A 15073-nucleotide genomic window follows, 5' to 3' on the forward strand; every position below is an offset into this window, starting at 1 on the left:
CCTAATCGAGGGTGTAGGGCAGGGATTTGACTGCGGTGATGAAGTTTCCGGTCAGATACTCGGGCTCGCCGACCCGCAGGTTGGGCGCCCGGAAGATCAGCTCGCGGAAGATCGCTTCCAACTGCATCTTCGCCATGAAGGCACCCATGCAGAAGTGCGGGCCACCGCCGCCGAACGCGACGTGGGGGTTGGGCGATCGGGTGATGTCGAACTCGTAGGGGTTGGCGAACACCCGCTCGTCGCGGTTGGCCGACGAGTAGACCATCGTCACCCAGTCACCCTCGCGGATGTGCTGGCCGCGCAGCTCGGTGTCCCGGGTGGCGGTGCGCCGGAACGTCATCACCGGGGTGGTCCAGCGGACGAATTCTTCGATGGCGACCTTGATCTGCCCATCGAAATCCTTTTCCAGCAACGCCTTTTGCTCGGGAAACTGCTGCAACGCCAGCGTGGTGAAGGTGGTGGTGGTGCGGGTGGTGTCGTTACCGGCCACGGACAGCAGCACGAAGTAGGGGCCGAGGTCGTCGTCGGTGAGTCGCCGCCCGTCGACTTCGGCCTGCACCAGCGAGCTCATCAGGTCGTTCTGCGGGTGCGCCCTCCGCCTCTCGGCCAGGCCGATGCCGATGTTGAGCAGCCCGACCAGCGAATCGGTCAGCACTTCGGCGGGTTCGCGACCGGCCGCAACGTCGGGGTCGGCCCAGGCCACCATGCCGTCGGCCAGGTGTGCCGCCTCGTCGCGCTCGTCCTCGGGTAGACCGAGCATTTCGTAGATGGTCCACATCGGCAGGCGCTTTGACACCTGCTCGACGAAGTCGCCCTCCTTGGTCTTGAGCAGATCGTCGACGATGGACTTCGCCTGGCGGTCGATCTGGTCCTTGATCTTAGCCACCTGCCGCGGGGTGAAGACGGAGCTGACGAGCCTGCGCAGGCTCGAGTGCTTGGCGCCGTCCATGCCCAGGAACGACTGGGCGGCCTCGAGCATCTCTTCGGGAACGGCCTCGAACGTGATGCCATACCCGGAGCAGAAGATCTCCGGGTTTTTGCTGACGTAGCAGACATCCTCGTTGCGCGTGACCACCCAGACGCCGTCGACCTCGGGCTCCATCATCGAGCCCTCGATCGGTCGGTGCCAGCTGACCGGGCGTTCGTCGCGCAGGATCTTGAACGCCTTCTCACGCTCGTCGAAGCTCTGCGCCCAGAATTCCAGCGACGAGATGCTCACCGGATCGAAGGGCGGGCGGTCGATCTTCGGGGCCGTGTCAGTTGTCATGCGCTTGCCTCCACATAGCGGGCCTTCAGCATTCTCTTCACGAGCTTCCCGGTGGGTGTTCGTGGTAACTCGTCGACGAAGTCGACGGTCCGGGGCGCCTTGTAATGCGCAATGCGGTCCCGGACATAGCTGATGATCTCGTCGGCCAGTTCGGCCGATGGTGTTGTCCCGGGCCGCAATTGAACGACCGCCTTGACCTGTTCCCCCATCTCCGGGTCGGGCACGCCGATCACCGCGACATCGAAGACCTTCGGGTGTAGCGCCAGCACGTTCTCGACTTCCTGCGGGTAGATGTTCACCCCACCGGAGATGATCATGAATGCCTTGCGGTCGGTCAAGAACAGGTAGCCGTCCTCGTCGAGATAGCCGATGTCGCCGACAGTGGCCCAGTTCTGGTGTGCCGGATGCCTTGAGGAAGCGGTCTTTTCGGGATCGTTGTGATACTCGAAGGGCACGACGTCGCGTTCGAAGTAGATGGTGCCAACCGCGCCCAGGGGCAGCTCGGTACCGTCGTCGTCGCAGATGTGCAGGACACCGAGGGCGGCCTTGCCGACCGACCCACGCTTGTTCTGCCACTCGGCCGTGGTGATAACCGTGGTGCCGTGTTGCTCCGTCGCGCCGTAATATTCGACGAGGATCGGGCCCCACCAGTCGATCATTGCGTCCTTGACGTCGGGCGGGCAGGGGGCGGCCGCGTGCACCGCCATGCGCAGCGAAGACACGTCGTACGCGCCGCGCACCTCGTCCGGCAGTTGGAGCATCCTGACGAACATCGTCGGGACCATCTGAGTGACACTCACGCGGTACTTCTGGATGGCGGCCAACGCCTTCTCGGCGTCGAAGCGCTCCACCACAACCACCGTGCCGCCCAGCGCCTGAACGCCGGCGCACCACTTCAGCGGGGCGGTGTGGTAGATCGGCGCCGGTGACAAGTACACGTCGACGCTGGAGATCTGGAAGGCATGGGCCAGCAGCCCGATCAGCGGGTCGCCGGGTTCGTCGACCTGGATCGGCAGCAGGTGCGGCTTGATGCCCTTGGGCCGTCCCGTGGTGCCCGAGGAGTACAACATCTCCGAACCGCGCGGCTGATCGCTCAGCCGGGTATCCGTCGTGGCCAAGAGCGCGCCGTAGGGCAGGTACCCGGTGATTGCGGCACCGAAGGAGTACCAATGCCGCACCTCGGGAACCAAATCGGGCAGCTGCTCGGCGAGTTCTGCCACCCCAGTGGACGCGATGACAACTTGCGCGCCGCTGTCACGCACGATGTAGGCGGCTTCCTCGGAAGTCAGATGCCAGTTCACCGCGGTGATGTAAAGGCCGGAACGCAATGCGGCCCAGTAGATCTCGAACGCTTCGACGGTGTTGTCCGAGAGCATGGCGACGACGTCGCCCCGGCGCAAGCCCATTGCGTGCAGCGCCGCCGCCAGTCGAGCCGAATTGTCGTCGAGTTCTCGGTAGGTAAGCGCCCGACCGGACTCGGCCATGATCACGGCCGGCCGGTCCGGCGCCGACGCCGCGTGGGTACCCGGAAACATGCGATCAGACGAGGAGATCGTCGCGACCGTCGTTCTTGAGCCGCTCGATATAGCCGGGGTAGAGCTTCTTGCCGAGTGGAGCCAGCTTGAGCAGGCTCGCCACGTTGCCTTCGACCTTGATCTTCTTTTTGGCCATGGCAAGCGGCAGATTGACCTTGCCCTGCCAGTAGCCGTTGCCGGTGTCGGCCGTCATGGACATCGTCGCCGTTGGCGACGGTCCGCCTTCCAGTCCCTCGCGGACCGACTTGTTCGCCATGTCGATGACGACGAGGGCTTCCGGCTCGATGAAGGCGAACGCCACCACGAGCCCGGTGTCGACCAGTTTGGGACCGATCTCTGGATCGTCGAAGGCCGTCTCGAATATGCCGCCGATGTACTTCGCGACCTCCGCCGAGTTCTTGAACCCCATTGTCCTTTTCTCTCCCAAATCTATTCTTGATTAGATTTCGATCTGAGCCGGGAGCGCCGTCATGATCAACCCTGGTTGGCCACCTATGACCCCCGTCACAGAGACGGTACCATAAGTTGACTTATGGTCAAGGCTCCCGCCGGGTGCACCACCTTCCCGCCCGCGCGCGCATCGCCTTAACCTGGATTAAAACCCAACGATGCATACATGGCAATGCGCTGCTGCTAGGCGACATTTTCTAGAATAGGTTAAATTTATTGGGTAGGTTGGCCCCGCACGGAGGCCTCTCCAAGGTCAGCAAAGGGTGACATGTGACGACGAGGCCCTGCGAGGTCGACGACCCCACGTCGGTGGAGGTCAAGTTCGGGCTGCAGAACTGCGTGAGCTCCGGCAACCAGCGGCAGTGCGACGTCGTGCTGGGTCCGTGGTCACGAAACAACCTGGGGCAACCGCAGTCCGGCGCGGTCGGCACGGCGCTGGATCATGTGATGGGTGAGAGCATTTTCGCTCAACTTCCCGCGGGCTGGTGGTTGGTGACGTCGCAAATCGCGGTCGACTTCCTGGCGCCCGTCCCGGCGTTCACCAGGTTGCGGGCGGCCGCCGATGCCGCAATGGTCGATGCCGGTGGCGGCTACGCCCGCGGCCAGCTCAGCGATGAGCAAGGCAATCTCCTCGCCACCTACTCCGCGTGGTTGCATCATCGGCCCGTTTCTCCTGCGGCCGTTGTGCCGCTCGAGGCGCCGCCTGCGACGCCGCCTACGTGCCGCCCGGCCGCCAACATCGACGACTACCTGGGTGTCGATCACGGCGCAGGTGACGGCGCCGTCCTAATCACGCTGTCCGAGCCGTCGCGATGGACCAATTTCATGGGCTTCGTGCACGGCGGCGTCTGGACCTGCCTGGTGGAAATGGCGGCGTCTCGGGCTGTCGCGCAGCACAATCCGGCGTTGGTTCCGGCCGGGTTGCACACGATCTTCCTTCGACCCGGACGAGGCGACGCAGCGATCACAGTGCGAGCCGATCTACAGCGCGTCGGCTCCACCTCCGCGGTGGTCGACGTGCTTGGCCGGGCCGCGGATGGGGCGGTGTGCACCCGATCGACAGTTACTTACCGTGTACGACAACGAGACGTCCGCATATAACCGATACGATTCGTGAATGTACGACGTGCACGCGATTCTCGAAGCCATCGACAACAACACGGTTCCGATCCTGGTGGGTTTCGGGCTTTCGATGGTGCTGCAGAACATCGCGATGATAACCGCGGTCGTCATGACCCGGCGCGAGGGCTGGATCTCGATCCCGTTGCCCTGCACGTTCCTGTGGTTCGCGCACGACGTTGGGGTCGTAGCCCGCTTCAACATCTGGTTCAACACGTACGACCACTGGTTCCTCAAGCTGTTCTGGCTCGGACTGCTCAGCGCGCTGATCCTTGAATTGATCTTCTTCGCCCAGGCGATCAAAGTCGGGCGAGCGGAGTACCTTCGCAACGGCACCCAAGCCCAATGGACCGCCCTGGTCGTCGGCGGCGCCGTGGCATTCGTGATCGTCTGGGAGTACATGAAGATCGTCTGGGACGATCCCCTCTACCAGGCGGTTCCCGCGATCACGCTGTTCTTCCTTCCACTCGCGACCACGGCCCTGCTCCTGCGGCGGCGATCCGCCGTGGCGCAATCTCCGGTCATCTACGGGTGTTTCGCCGCGATGGTCGTGCTCTGGTGGGGCGTGACCGTCGGCTACTACGGTGGCGGCTTTGCCAGTTGGCAGTACCTCCTCACCGGAATCGGCGCGTTCGTGATGTTGGTCGGCGTGACCGTCGCGGTCGCACGGATGCGCGCGCGCCAACCAAACGACGGGAGCGCCGGCGTCGGCATGACGGCTGACCGCGTCAACGCCTCTGCGACGTGAGCTGCTGCACGAGCTTGTATTTCTGAACCTTGCCCGTCGCCGTGGTTGGCAGGTCCTCCGCGCGGTAAAACACCACCCGCTTGGGCACCTTGAATCGTGCCAGCTTCGCGCGGCAGATATCGAGCACATCGGTTTCGGACAGGGTCGCGCCCGGCGCCGGAACCACGACGACACACCCGATCTCGCCCCATCGGTCGTCGGGCAAACCGACGGCGAAGACCTGGCTGATTTCGTCGCTTGCCGCCAGGAGGTCCTCGATCTCCTTGGGCATCACCAGCTCTCCCCCGCTCTTGTACAGCTCCCTGCTCCGGCCGGTCACCTGAAGGTAGCCGTCGGCGCGTACCCGACCGACGTCTCCTGAGTAGAGCCAGCCGTCACGCACGGCCGCCGCGGTCTCCTCGGGCCGGTTCCAATACCGCAACATCACAGTGGGCCCCGATGAAGCCAACTCGCCTTCCTCGCCGATGGGCACATCCTCGCCCGTTTCGGGATCCACCGCTTTGTAGACAACGAGGGCATCGGTGCCCGGAACCGAGGCAGCGCCGGCCATTTTAGGCTTTCCGACGGTTTCGGATGTCAGGCAAAGCGAGTCTTCCGGCCGGGTCAGCGTCATCGCGCCCCCGCACTCCGTCATCCCGTAACCGGTGACGATTTCGCTGACCCCGAAGTCGTCCTCGATTCGCCGCCACAGCCAGATCGGCGCAGGTGCCGATCCACACAGCATCGCGTTCAGGGAGCCGAGGTCGTACCGCTCGCGGGCCGGGCTTTCGATCAGTGCGACGGCCATGGTGGGAACACACAGGATGTCGCTGGCACGGTGGCGCTCGACTCCGGCGAAATAACCCTCCGCGCTGAACGTGGTCTGCGGGATGATCGCACCGCCGACGAACATGACCGACAGCAATCCTTCGATATAGCCGAACATGTGGTAGCAGGGCAGCGAGAACAGTATTCGCCTGCCGTCCTCGTAGGCCCGGGTCAGCGCCGACGCGTACGCCGTCCGCAACACCGCGTCATGGGTGACCAGGACCCCCTTGGGTGAGCCGGTGGTGCCGGACGTGTACAGCATGTCGCCGGCATCGAGCGGAGCGACGACCAAACCGGCGCTGGCGTCGCGGTTTTCGTCCCCGAGCGCGGCCAGGCTGGCCACCGTCAGGCAGCCCTGCCGCGCTCGGCCATCGGTGTCGAGCAGCACCGCCGTCCACGGTCCGGCGGGCGTCGGTGAATCCCAGCCTGGCGCGATCCCGTCGAACATCGACTGGTAGTCGAGGCCGCGGAATTCCGTCATAGTGACCACTACCCGGCATCCGGAATCCGCAAGGACGTAGCGCAATTCATCCTGCCGATAGAAGAAGTTGAGCGGCACCGCGATCGCCCCGACCCGAGCGATAGCGAACTTCACGGTGACGAATTGCGGGTAATTCGCCATGACCATGCCCACGCGATCCCCGGGGCGAACACCGATCGCGGCGAGGCCGTCGGCCAGACATCGGGACTCGGCCGCCACATCCGCATAGCTGAGCCGCGTGTCGTCGGCCAGCACCAGGGGACGGTCGCCATAACGTTCGGCGCATAGGTCAAGCCATCCCGCGAGCGTGCGCGGCTGCCACACCGGGAAGCGTTCGCGAAGCGACCGCCGTCGCGCCTCGATGCTCGTGGTCAACGGACCGCTCCAACCACGTTGGCCCCGTTGCTATCCCACCGGGTTGGTGCCGGGCTTCGCGTTCGACATGTCGCTGATCTCCGCCCAGCGCTCGGTGATCTGTTCCAGCGTCGGCGGTTCACCGAAGGTGACGCCGTCGTTTTGGAACTGTGCCACCCGCTGTACCAGCCCGCCGCCGACGACGAACACCGAGCCGGATTCCTGATTCTCTTCGGAGAGCAGGTATCCGACCGCCGGTGCGACGTGGTTCGGGTCCAGTTTGTCCAGGACTTCCTTGGGCGCGATGTCGGCGGTCATCCGGGTGGCCGCCATCGGAGCGACCGCATTCGCGGTGATGCCATACTTTGCGCCCTCGATCGCCAGGGTGTTGATCAGGCCGACCAGCCCCAGCTTGGCGGCCCCATAGTTGGCCTGGCCGAAATTGCCGTATATCCCGCTGGTCGACGACGCCATCACGATGCGGCCGAACTTCTGCTCACGCAGGTGCGGCCACGCCGCCCGAGTCACGTGGTAGCCGCCGTAGAGGTGCACCTTGATCACGGCATCCCAGTTCTCGTCGGTCATCTTGTGGAACGCCCCGTCACGCAGGATTCCCGCGTTGTTGACCACACCGTGCACGGCGCCGAAGTGCTCGATCGCGGTGGCGACGATCGCTTCGGCGCCCTCGCGGGTGGCCACGCTGGAGTAGTCCGCGACCGCCCGGCCCCCGTTGCCCCGGATTTCCTCGACCACGGCGTCGGCCATGCTGGTGCCCGAACCGGACCCGTCCCGAGCCCCGCCGAGGTCGTTGACGACGACGAGCGCGCCGTTGCCGGCAAGGAACCTCGCGTAGGCACGGCCCAGCCCTCCCCCGGCTCCGGTGACGATGACGACCTTGTCCTGCACTCCGGGCACTTGTGTTTCCTCCGCTCGTATGACGCGCTGGCGCTCAGTTTAACGTAGATTAAAATATGGACGAGCGTCAACCGCGATGGGCGGGTTGGGCAAGCTCCCCTGTTCCGAACCCGAGGAGGAATTCCGCGCCCGACCTACCGGCTAAAGTCCCAAGCATGGTGAGCGGCGTATCGCGGGTGGCCTACCTGGAAACGGGCCTCGACGTGCTCTCCGACCTTGGCTACGGCGGGCTGAAGCTGGCCGAGGTGTGCAACCGGCTCGGGGTCACCAGCGGCTCGTTCTATCACTTCTTCGAGAACTGGCCGACATACACGAAAGAACTGGTCGAGTTCTGGCGACAGGCCAACACCGTCCGGCTGGTGGAGTGGATTCGAACGGAACCCGATCCACGGCGGCGCATCGACCGCATGATCGACATCGGTTTGAATCTGCCGCACCGCGCCGAGGCCGCGATCCGCGCGTGGAGCAGCGCCGATTCCGATGTCCATGCCGTGCAAGTGGATGTCGACGCCGAACGCCACCAGATCCTGCACGAATCCGCGGTGGAGATCTTGCACGACGAACGCCAGGCACAGCTGTTCGCCGATTGGGCCGTGTACCTGCTCGTCGGCTACGAGCAGGCGACCCTACCTCCCGACAAGGCCGCCCTGGAGTGGATCGTCGGCCAGCTGCTCGACGCACTCGATGCGGGCCGGTTCGCCTCGGTCCCCCGCGATTGAGTCTGCTGGTCGTTCCTGCTCGACAGCGCTACCGGCGATGCGGCCAGCCGAACAGATGCCTAAGCTTGCCCGGTCTGGCGCTGCTCGCGCTGGGTTGGGCGGCCGCGCCGTTCGTGGCCATCAGGCCGCTGCGCAACACGAGCTGCGCCTTGGCCACGATGTCGTCGACCGACCCGCGGCGAGGATCCCACCATTCGGCCACCCAGTTCAGGGCCCCGAGCACCAGCAATCGCACCAATGCGCTATCCAATTCGGGATTGATTTCCCCGGCGGAAACTGCATCATCAAACAGCCCCTGCCAAATGCGCCCGTAAGCGGCCGCCTCTTTCTTTTGCCGTTTGGCCAGTTCCTCGGGAAGCTGGCCCGAATTGCGGATCCAAGCGGTGCAGTAGTCGGAGAGCTCCAGCTCGTTCCGGAGGTGTGCCTCCACGGCAGCCATGATGTGATCGATCGGCGGGGTGCCGGCGGGTAGCCCGTCCAACACCTGTTGCAGGCGCTGGCGCATGTCGCTGATCCCGCGGTACATCACCTCTTCGATGAGGTCATCCCGGGATGGGAAGTGATAGTAGATCGCCGATGACGGGATATCCGTGGACTCGGCTACATCGGCGAGCCGGGTCTCCGCGAAGCCATTGACGCTGAGCAAATGGGCGGCGGCATCGAGGATGCGCGTCCGAGTCCGTTCGGATTTCGGATCGTTGTCTTCAACCTTTGTCTTGGCAAGAAATGGCACCTTTGACATATTCCAAGGTTACGCGTCTGGCCCGGCATTCAATGGCCAACGATTGCTTTCCGCAAGTTCCATTCAGTCTTCCGGGACGCGCAATCCGCGGACGGTGAGTTGTGTCATGGCGTCGATCATGCGCTTGTAGGAGACCTTCTTGCCCAGGCCCATCCAATCACCGTGCAGGGCAGCCGAGAGCACCATGCCGAACATCGCGCGCACGATGGGACGCGGTCACGACGCGGCTCCCCGGAAGATCGCGGCGATGCCCTGACCGCCGCCGATGCACATCGTCTCCAGCGCCAAGCCACCGCCGCGCCGGCGGAGCTCATGCAGCATGGTGGCCAGGATCCGGACTCCGGTGGCACCGATCGGGTGCCCCAGCGAGATACCGGACCCGTTGACGTTCAACCGGTCGTCGACGTCGTCGAGCTTGATTCCCCACCCGGCCAGTACGGCCAGCACCTGCACGGCAAATGCCTCGTTGATCTCGATCAGCGCCAGGTCGTCAAAGTACAAACCGGTTCTGCGGAAAAGCCTTTCGACCGCGCCCACGGGTCCGATGCCCATCCGTGACGGCTCGCAGCCGATCACCGCCCACCCTTCGAGGTAGCCGAGCGGCTCCAGGCCGAGGTCTTCGAGGCGATCCTCGGCAACCACCAGGCAGGCCGCCGCGGCGTCGTTCTGCTGGCTGGAGTTGCCGGCCGTCACCGTGCCGTCGCTCATCAGTGGACGCAGGCGGGCGAGGGTTTCGGGCGTGGTGTCGGCGCGGATCCCTTCGTCGTCGGCGAATTCGATCGGCGCGCCCTTGCGCTGCGGCACCTGCACGGTGACGATCTCGTCGTCGAAGCGGCCCGCCTGCTGGGCCGCGGCGGCGCGCTGATGGCTGCGGGCCGCGAAGCTATCGGCGGCGTCACGGTCGATGCCGTAGTCGGCCGCCAGGTTCTCGGCGGTCTCGATCATGCCGCTGCTGGGACCGAATCGCCATGTCGGCTGCGACAATTCGCGGCCGCGATCGAGCCGGTCGTAGAGCATCTGGTTACCGGAGCGCGCGCCCCATCGAGCGGTGGTGCTGTAGTGCTCGATGTTGCTCATCGATTCGACACCACCGGCCAGCACCACGTCCGCGGCACCGGTCTGCACCATCATCGCCGCGGTGAGCACGGCCTGTAGGCCGCCGCCGCAGCGCCGGTCGATCTGCAGACCGGGCACGCTGATCGGCAGATTGGCGTGCAAGGCGGCCCAGCGTCCGATGCAGGGTGCCTCGGAGTTGGCGTAGGACTGGGCGAAGACGACGTCTTCGATGACCGCTGGATCGACGCCGCTGCGCTCCACCACCGCCTCGATGACGCGGGCGGCGAGGTCCTCGGCGCGCAGGGGACGCAGGCTGCCGCCGAACGTGCCGACGGCGGTGCGAAGCGGGCTGACGATCGCGGCACGCTTCACGCGTCGTCCCGCCAGCGGCCGGCGGACGGATCCATCAGCGCGGTGAGACGCTCCTGGGGCAACCAGATGATGGTTTCCAGTTCGAGCGCGTCGAGGTAACGCACGCGACCTGAGCGAAGGTCCTCCAGTCTCAGGCGTGGCGAATTTCCCGCGGTATCGAAAGTCACAGATACTTGCGCGAATTCGCTGCCGATCACCGGACCATCGCCCGGCAGGTTCACGGATTCGCTGTCGCCGAATTCAATCGTCATGTCGAGTCAGATCAGGAAGCCCAGCGTGGGGATCGGCCGGTCGTTGTCCACGAGGACGACCTTCTTGTACGCCAACCGCAACTCACCGTCTTGACGGCGCAGCCGGTAGGTCACCCGGCCACCCCACAGGTGGTTGCCGCGGGCACGGGACTCCAACACCAAAAAGTTCGCGCCCACCTCCAGGTCGACGCCACCACTGGGATTGCCGCGGCCGCCCAGGAATTCGATGTTGGACAGCATGCGCCGCAGATTGGACGGCGGCGCCTGCGCGTGCCGTTTACCGGTGCGGACCTGCTTGAGCCGGGTCGCGATGCGACTGCGGTTGTCGTAGATCACCGACATCGTCCGCAGCGGGTCGTCGGTGGTGGCCACGGGAACCCAGTAGAGCGCGTCGTCGGTCCACAACGCTTCCCAGGCGTCGTAGTCACACTCGTCGGCGTAACGCGCTTCGCGGTAGAGGAACTGCTCCACGTCCCAGCGGTCGAAGCCGTCGGGGACGGGCCCCAGCGCCGCGGCGTTGTCCAGCGCTGTGCTCGTCATGACTGCGCCTCCATCAACGTCTTGTAGCGCGACCAAAACCCGCGCATTCCGGTCTCGTCGGTGGCTCCGCCGATGGTGAAGCCGTTCTCGTCGACGCGTTCCCGAGTGAGCCCGCGACGCACGTCCAGCCACTCGGGTGTCAGGGCCTCGATGCCAATCTGGTTGCGCTCGTACATCTCGGTGTCGTCGGCCAGCAGCATGCCGGCGGGGCCTACCGAGCCCATGCACTGCGACACCATCCGCTTGTTCAATTCCGGCGCGCCAGCCAGCTGGACCGCGGTGGAGTACTGGATGCACTCGCCGACTGCGACCGGTTGGATGTTGAAGACCTGGATCTCGGCGATGAAGAGGTTCGGGAAGATCATGACGTGAGGGCCGCCCTCGATGAGGATTTTTTCGGCGTCGGCGCCGTAGCGTTGGCGGATCGCGGCGACGTAGTCGGGCACTCGGTCCTCGGTGGTGCCGAACCAGCGCATCGGTTCGGCGAACTTGCGGAACTCGGGCCGCAGATCGTTTTCGCTGTGACCGTTGCCCAAATCCCGCGTCACCGCCGTCGAGGTGTCGCTGTACAACGCGCCGATCGGGCTGCCGGTGACACCGAATATCGAGCCGTGCACGAACTGCGGGTGATATCCGTCGGTTTCGTTCTCCGCCAATAGTTTCCAGTTTGCGCGGGTCTGATGCTGCAGCCAGCCGGCGGTCAGCTCGACTCGACCTTCGGGCGACAGCCTGGCCAGCCGGTCGATCTCGCCGGCCGCGGCGCCGAGATGTTCGACGAGGCTGGGGCCATCGGCGGCGAAACTGCCGAACACGAAACCGCGGTAGCTGTCCATTCGTGGCAGCCGCCCCAGCGGCAGGTCAAGGTCACGCCGGCCGTAGCCTTTGAAAAAAGGGAAACCGACGAGCTCGCCGGTGTTGCGAAACGTCCACCCGTGGTAGGGGCAGCGGAAGGTCGACGAATTGCCCTTGACATCGGCGCAGACCTGATTGCCGCGGTGCGAACAACGGTTCAGCAGCAGATGCAGCTGCCCGTCCCGGTCTCGGGTCATGATCACGTCCTGCAGCCCGAGCCGCTTCCGCACGTAGTCGCCGGCCTGGGAAACCTCGCTCTCGTGTCCGACGAACACCCAAGTGCGATACCAGATCTTGCGCAGCTCCTCGGCGAAGATGTCCGGGTCGGTGTAGAGCGACCCGTGCACCTTGTCGGGTTTGATCAATCGCTCGTATCGACTGCCGGCGGCGGCGGCCGATTCGATCAGTGAGGTCACTTATGGCTCCTCTCGGGAGAACTCATTGCCGGACCGCTCCGAACTCCGGCCGGCGCTTTTCGCGAAACGCCGCGACCCCTTCGGCGAAGTCATCGCTGCCGAACAACCGTGCCTGGTTCTCGGCCTCGCGATCCAGGATCTCCAATGGGCTGAGCGACGCCGCCGCGGCGAGCAGCGATTTGATCGCCGCATAGGCTTGTGCCGGACCGGCGGCCAAGCGCTCGGCATCGGTCAGCGCCACCTGCAACGCCCTTCCCGGGTTGGCGAGCGCGTCGACCAGGCCCATCTCCAGTGCGGCGGGCGCGTCGACGGGGGCCGGCATCATCAGCATCTGGCGAGCGCGGGCGATTCCGACCCGCCTGGGCAGTGAGGCGAATATGCCCATGTCGCCGGCCAATCCGACGTTGGTGAACGTCGTCGCGAAGCGCACGTTCGTGGCGGCGACGACACGGTCGCAGGCCGCCGCGAGCGCGGCGCCGGCGCCGTAGGCGGAACCTTCCACCGCGGCAACGACCGGCTTGGGTGTGTCCCAGATCGCACGAATCACCCTCTGCGCCAGCTGCACCCGCTCCATGGCAGGCTCCGGAGCGAGCGGCTCCATCGAGGCGATGTCGCCGCCCGAGCAGAACGCCGGGCCGGCTCCCGTTAACACTATGGCCCGGATCGAGCGGTCGGCGTCGGCTGTCTCCAACGCTTTTGCGAGCTCGAGGCGGACGGGGATGTCGATCGCGTTGCGCTTGTCGGGCCGGTTCAACGTGATGACCCGCACCGCGGCGCGGTCTTCGACCAGGACACAGTCGGCGCTCATTGGCCGGTGAAATTCGGTTTGCGGCGTTCGATGACGGCCCGCAGGCCTTCCAGCGCGTCGGCGGTTCCGGATAGCTCCGAGACGGTGCGCGCCTCCTCGGCCAGACGTTCCTCGACCGATGAACCGAGTCCACTCCAAACCAGCCGTTTCGTGGCGGACAGCGCCTTGGCCGGCATCGCAGCGAGCTCGGTCGCCAGTTGTGCGGCGCGGCTTGGTAGTTCGTCATCGTCGACCACCTCGGTGATCAAGCCGATCTCGAGCGCCTCGGTGGCCGTCAACGTCGGATTGGTCAGCAGAATTCGCAGCGCCTGGCGCAGGCCGACCAGTTGGGGCAGGGTGACCGACGAGCCGCCGTCGGGGGCCATGCCGACCCGGACCGCGCCCGAGAAGAACTTCGCCGAGCGTGCGGCAACGACGATGTCGGATGCGCACACCAATCCCAGTCCGCCGCCGCCTGCGGCGAAACCCTGCACGGCGGTCACCACCGGCGCCTTGAGCTGAATCAATGCGGCGGTGGCCAATTGCAGCCATGCTGTCGCCTCGCGCAGGTAGTCCGGAAGACCCGAACCCTTGGACTCGAAAGTGTGGATATCACCGCCGGCACAGAAATTGCGGCCCGCACCGGTGAGCAGAACGACTCGTACCGCGGGATTGGCGTGGCACGCCAGTATCTCCTCATGAAGCGCTCTAAGGAGTTCGACGTTCATCCCGTTGGACGCCTCGGGTCGATTCAGGCGCAGCCGGGCGACGCCGTCGGCGACGTCGAGCGCGACCGGCGCGGTTGTTTCTACTGCACTCATCGCTGCACTCCTCGCTGCCGAAAAGCGGCCACCCCGTTCGGCCCGGCGCGCCCGCAGATGTGGTCCACCACGGAATCGATTTCGTCGTCCAATCCGGTCGCTGACGCGACCTCGAGGCCGGCGTAGACCAGCCGCTTCACCGATGCGACGGCCTCGCGCCGGCGGCCTGCCAGATCGGCCGCAAACCGTCGCACGCCGTCGTCGAACTCGGGCTGGGAAAAGCTGCGATACGCCAGGCCGAGACGAACGGCGTCGGCACCGGAGATCCGGTCCCCCGATAGCAGCAGGCCCAGCGCCTCCTGTCGGCCGACCAGCCGCGCCAACCGCTGAGTGCTGCCGCCGCCGGGGATCATGCCGAACTTGATGTGGTTGTCGGCGATCCTGGCGTCCTCGCTGACCAGTGCAATGTCCGACGCCTGCATCAGCTCGAAGCCGCCCGCCATCGCGATGCCTTCGACCGCCGCGACCACCGGGGCCTCGACGCGGGTGATGGCTTCGCAGGCGTCGCGGAACGCCGCGAACAGCCGGCGCAGCGCATCCGGCCCTTGGGAACGCAGCTGCTCCACTTCATCGAAATCACCACCGGCGCAAAAGTTTCCCTTCGCGCCTCGGATGACGACAACGGTGACGGCGGGGTCGTTGCCCAATTCGACGATCGCCTGCTCCAGCTCACCGCTCAGCGCGACGGTGATGGCGTTCATCCGTTCCGGTCGATTGAGCGTGATCCACGCGATCCCGTCGGCCACGTCGCGTAGCACCAGTGTCATCGGCGCATCCCACGCTTGCGCCCGTAACCGCCGTCGCCGACGACGCGCTGGTCAAGGAGCGACACAGCCATAAA

At 65.3% G+C, this 15073-nt stretch carries 17 protein-coding genes; 3 read left to right on the forward strand and 14 right to left on the reverse strand.

Annotated elements, in window-relative coordinates; translation table 11 throughout:
• Window position 1 precedes the first annotated feature (1 nt).
• Genes A5712_RS05350 through A5712_RS05360 form a run of 3 tightly spaced genes read right to left on the reverse strand, consistent with a single transcriptional unit; the run spans window position 2 to window position 3211 of the window.
• The gene (locus tag A5712_RS05350; protein ID WP_068102216.1) at window positions 2-1267 is read right to left on the reverse strand and encodes a cytochrome P450; all 1266 of its coding nucleotides are present in this window, start codon (window positions 1265-1267) and stop codon (window positions 2-4) included.
• Window positions 1264-2802: an acyl-CoA synthetase gene (locus A5712_RS05355; RefSeq protein WP_082973284.1), complete on the reverse strand. Its 1539-nt coding sequence runs from the start codon at window positions 2800-2802 to the stop codon at window positions 1264-1266. Before A5712_RS05355 ends, A5712_RS05350 begins: the two co-directional genes overlap by 4 nt.
• Window positions 2803-2806: 4 nt before the next feature.
• Window positions 2807-3211 (reverse strand): SCP2 sterol-binding domain-containing protein, encoded by a 405-nt coding sequence (locus A5712_RS05360; protein ID WP_068102218.1) that lies wholly within the window; start codon window positions 3209-3211, stop codon window positions 2807-2809.
• A 311-nt stretch (window positions 3212-3522) separates the two neighbouring features.
• Between A5712_RS05360 and A5712_RS05365 the strand changes: the two genes are divergently transcribed.
• Window positions 3523-4353: a PaaI family thioesterase gene (locus tag A5712_RS05365; RefSeq protein WP_156766428.1), complete on the forward strand. Its 831-nt coding sequence runs from the start codon at window positions 3523-3525 to the stop codon at window positions 4351-4353.
• Between the two features lie 16 nt (window positions 4354-4369).
• Window positions 4370-5119 (forward strand): hypothetical protein, encoded by a 750-nt coding sequence (locus tag A5712_RS05370; RefSeq protein ID WP_068102223.1) that lies wholly within the window; start codon window positions 4370-4372, stop codon window positions 5117-5119.
• Here the strand turns inward: A5712_RS05370 and A5712_RS05375 are convergent.
• Both A5712_RS05375 and A5712_RS05380 read right to left on the reverse strand, forming a co-directional pair.
• Complete coding sequence (locus tag A5712_RS05375; RefSeq protein WP_068102225.1) at window positions 5100-6782, reverse strand: class I adenylate-forming enzyme family protein; 1683 nt, start codon at window positions 6780-6782, stop codon at window positions 5100-5102. The two genes, A5712_RS05370 and A5712_RS05375, sit on opposite strands and share 20 nt — an antisense overlap.
• A 30-nt stretch (window positions 6783-6812) precedes the next feature.
• Window positions 6813-7676, reverse strand: a complete 864-nt coding sequence (locus A5712_RS05380; RefSeq protein WP_068102226.1) for an SDR family oxidoreductase — start codon at window positions 7674-7676, stop codon at window positions 6813-6815.
• A gap of 155 nt (window positions 7677-7831) precedes the next feature.
• Here A5712_RS05380 and A5712_RS05385 point away from each other — a divergent pair, with 155 nt between their 5' ends.
• Window positions 7832-8395 (forward strand): TetR/AcrR family transcriptional regulator, encoded by a 564-nt coding sequence (locus A5712_RS05385; protein ID WP_068102228.1) that lies wholly within the window; start codon window positions 7832-7834, stop codon window positions 8393-8395.
• A 28-nt stretch (window positions 8396-8423) separates the two neighbouring features.
• Here A5712_RS05385 and A5712_RS05390 read toward each other — a convergent pair whose 3' ends face one another.
• The 9 genes from A5712_RS05390 to A5712_RS05425 form a co-directional block, all read right to left on the reverse strand.
• Window positions 8424-9137 (reverse strand): TetR/AcrR family transcriptional regulator, encoded by a 714-nt coding sequence (locus A5712_RS05390; RefSeq protein ID WP_082973285.1) that lies wholly within the window; start codon window positions 9135-9137, stop codon window positions 8424-8426.
• A 63-nt stretch (window positions 9138-9200) separates the two neighbouring features.
• Entirely contained in the window at window positions 9201-9341 is a 141-nt protein-coding gene (locus A5712_RS30675; protein WP_156766429.1) for a hypothetical protein, read from the reverse strand.
• Between the two features lie 12 nt (window positions 9342-9353).
• Window positions 9354-10565, reverse strand: coding sequence for an acetyl-CoA C-acetyltransferase (locus A5712_RS05395; RefSeq protein WP_068102230.1), 1212 nt, complete (start codon window positions 10563-10565; stop codon window positions 9354-9356).
• The gene (locus A5712_RS05400; RefSeq protein ID WP_068102232.1) at window positions 10562-10816 is read right to left on the reverse strand and encodes a hypothetical protein; all 255 of its coding nucleotides are present in this window, start codon (window positions 10814-10816) and stop codon (window positions 10562-10564) included. Before A5712_RS05400 ends, A5712_RS05395 begins: the two co-directional genes overlap by 4 nt.
• Window positions 10817-10822: 6 nt before the next feature.
• On the reverse strand, window positions 10823-11356 hold the full coding sequence (locus tag A5712_RS05405; protein ID WP_068102234.1) for an aromatic-ring-hydroxylating dioxygenase subunit beta: 534 nt from the start codon (window positions 11354-11356) through the stop codon (window positions 10823-10825).
• Window positions 11353-12624, reverse strand: coding sequence for a Rieske 2Fe-2S domain-containing protein (locus A5712_RS05410; protein ID WP_068102236.1), 1272 nt, complete (start codon window positions 12622-12624; stop codon window positions 11353-11355). Before A5712_RS05410 ends, A5712_RS05405 begins: the two co-directional genes overlap by 4 nt.
• 22 nt (window positions 12625-12646) lie before the next feature.
• On the reverse strand, window positions 12647-13432 hold the full coding sequence (locus tag A5712_RS05415) for an enoyl-CoA hydratase/isomerase family protein (RefSeq protein ID WP_068102239.1): 786 nt from the start codon (window positions 13430-13432) through the stop codon (window positions 12647-12649).
• On the reverse strand, window positions 13429-14232 hold the full coding sequence (locus tag A5712_RS05420) for an enoyl-CoA hydratase/isomerase family protein (RefSeq protein WP_068102241.1): 804 nt from the start codon (window positions 14230-14232) through the stop codon (window positions 13429-13431). The genes A5712_RS05415 and A5712_RS05420 overlap by 4 nt, the downstream gene beginning before the upstream one ends.
• The gene (locus A5712_RS05425; protein WP_068102244.1) at window positions 14229-14999 is read right to left on the reverse strand and encodes an enoyl-CoA hydratase/isomerase family protein; all 771 of its coding nucleotides are present in this window, start codon (window positions 14997-14999) and stop codon (window positions 14229-14231) included. Before A5712_RS05425 ends, A5712_RS05420 begins: the two co-directional genes overlap by 4 nt.
• Window positions 15000-15073: the final 74 nt, after the last annotated feature.

The organism is Mycobacterium sp. E2327 (genome assembly GCF_001672675.1).
Taxonomy (GTDB): Bacteria; Actinomycetota; Actinomycetes; order Mycobacteriales; family Mycobacteriaceae; genus Mycobacterium.

Coding starts and splice junctions, on each gene's coding strand:
- A5712_RS05360 (WP_068102218.1), bottom strand. CDS start 3,211: ATGGGGTTCAAGAACTCGGCGGAGGTCGCGAAGTACATCGGCGGCATA.
- A5712_RS05370 (WP_068102223.1), top strand. CDS start 4,370: ATGTACGACGTGCACGCGATTCTCGAAGCCATCGACAACAACACGGTT.
- A5712_RS05425 (WP_068102244.1), bottom strand. CDS start 14,999: ATGACACTGGTGCTACGCGACGTGGCCGACGGGATCGCGTGGATCACG.
- A5712_RS05355 (WP_082973284.1), bottom strand. CDS start 2,802: ATGTTTCCGGGTACCCACGCGGCGTCGGCGCCGGACCGGCCGGCCGTG.
- A5712_RS05350 (WP_068102216.1), bottom strand. CDS start 1,267: ATGACAACTGACACGGCCCCGAAGATCGACCGCCCGCCCTTCGATCCG.
- A5712_RS05385 (WP_068102228.1), top strand. CDS start 7,832: ATGGTGAGCGGCGTATCGCGGGTGGCCTACCTGGAAACGGGCCTCGAC.
- A5712_RS05420 (WP_068102241.1), bottom strand. CDS start 14,232: ATGAGTGCAGTAGAAACAACCGCGCCGGTCGCGCTCGACGTCGCCGAC.
- A5712_RS05400 (WP_068102232.1), bottom strand. CDS start 10,816: ATGACGATTGAATTCGGCGACAGCGAATCCGTGAACCTGCCGGGCGAT.
- A5712_RS05415 (WP_068102239.1), bottom strand. CDS start 13,432: ATGAGCGCCGACTGTGTCCTGGTCGAAGACCGCGCCGCGGTGCGGGTC.
- A5712_RS05390 (WP_082973285.1), bottom strand. CDS start 9,137: ATGTCAAAGGTGCCATTTCTTGCCAAGACAAAGGTTGAAGACAACGAT.
- A5712_RS05405 (WP_068102234.1), bottom strand. CDS start 11,356: ATGACGAGCACAGCGCTGGACAACGCCGCGGCGCTGGGGCCCGTCCCC.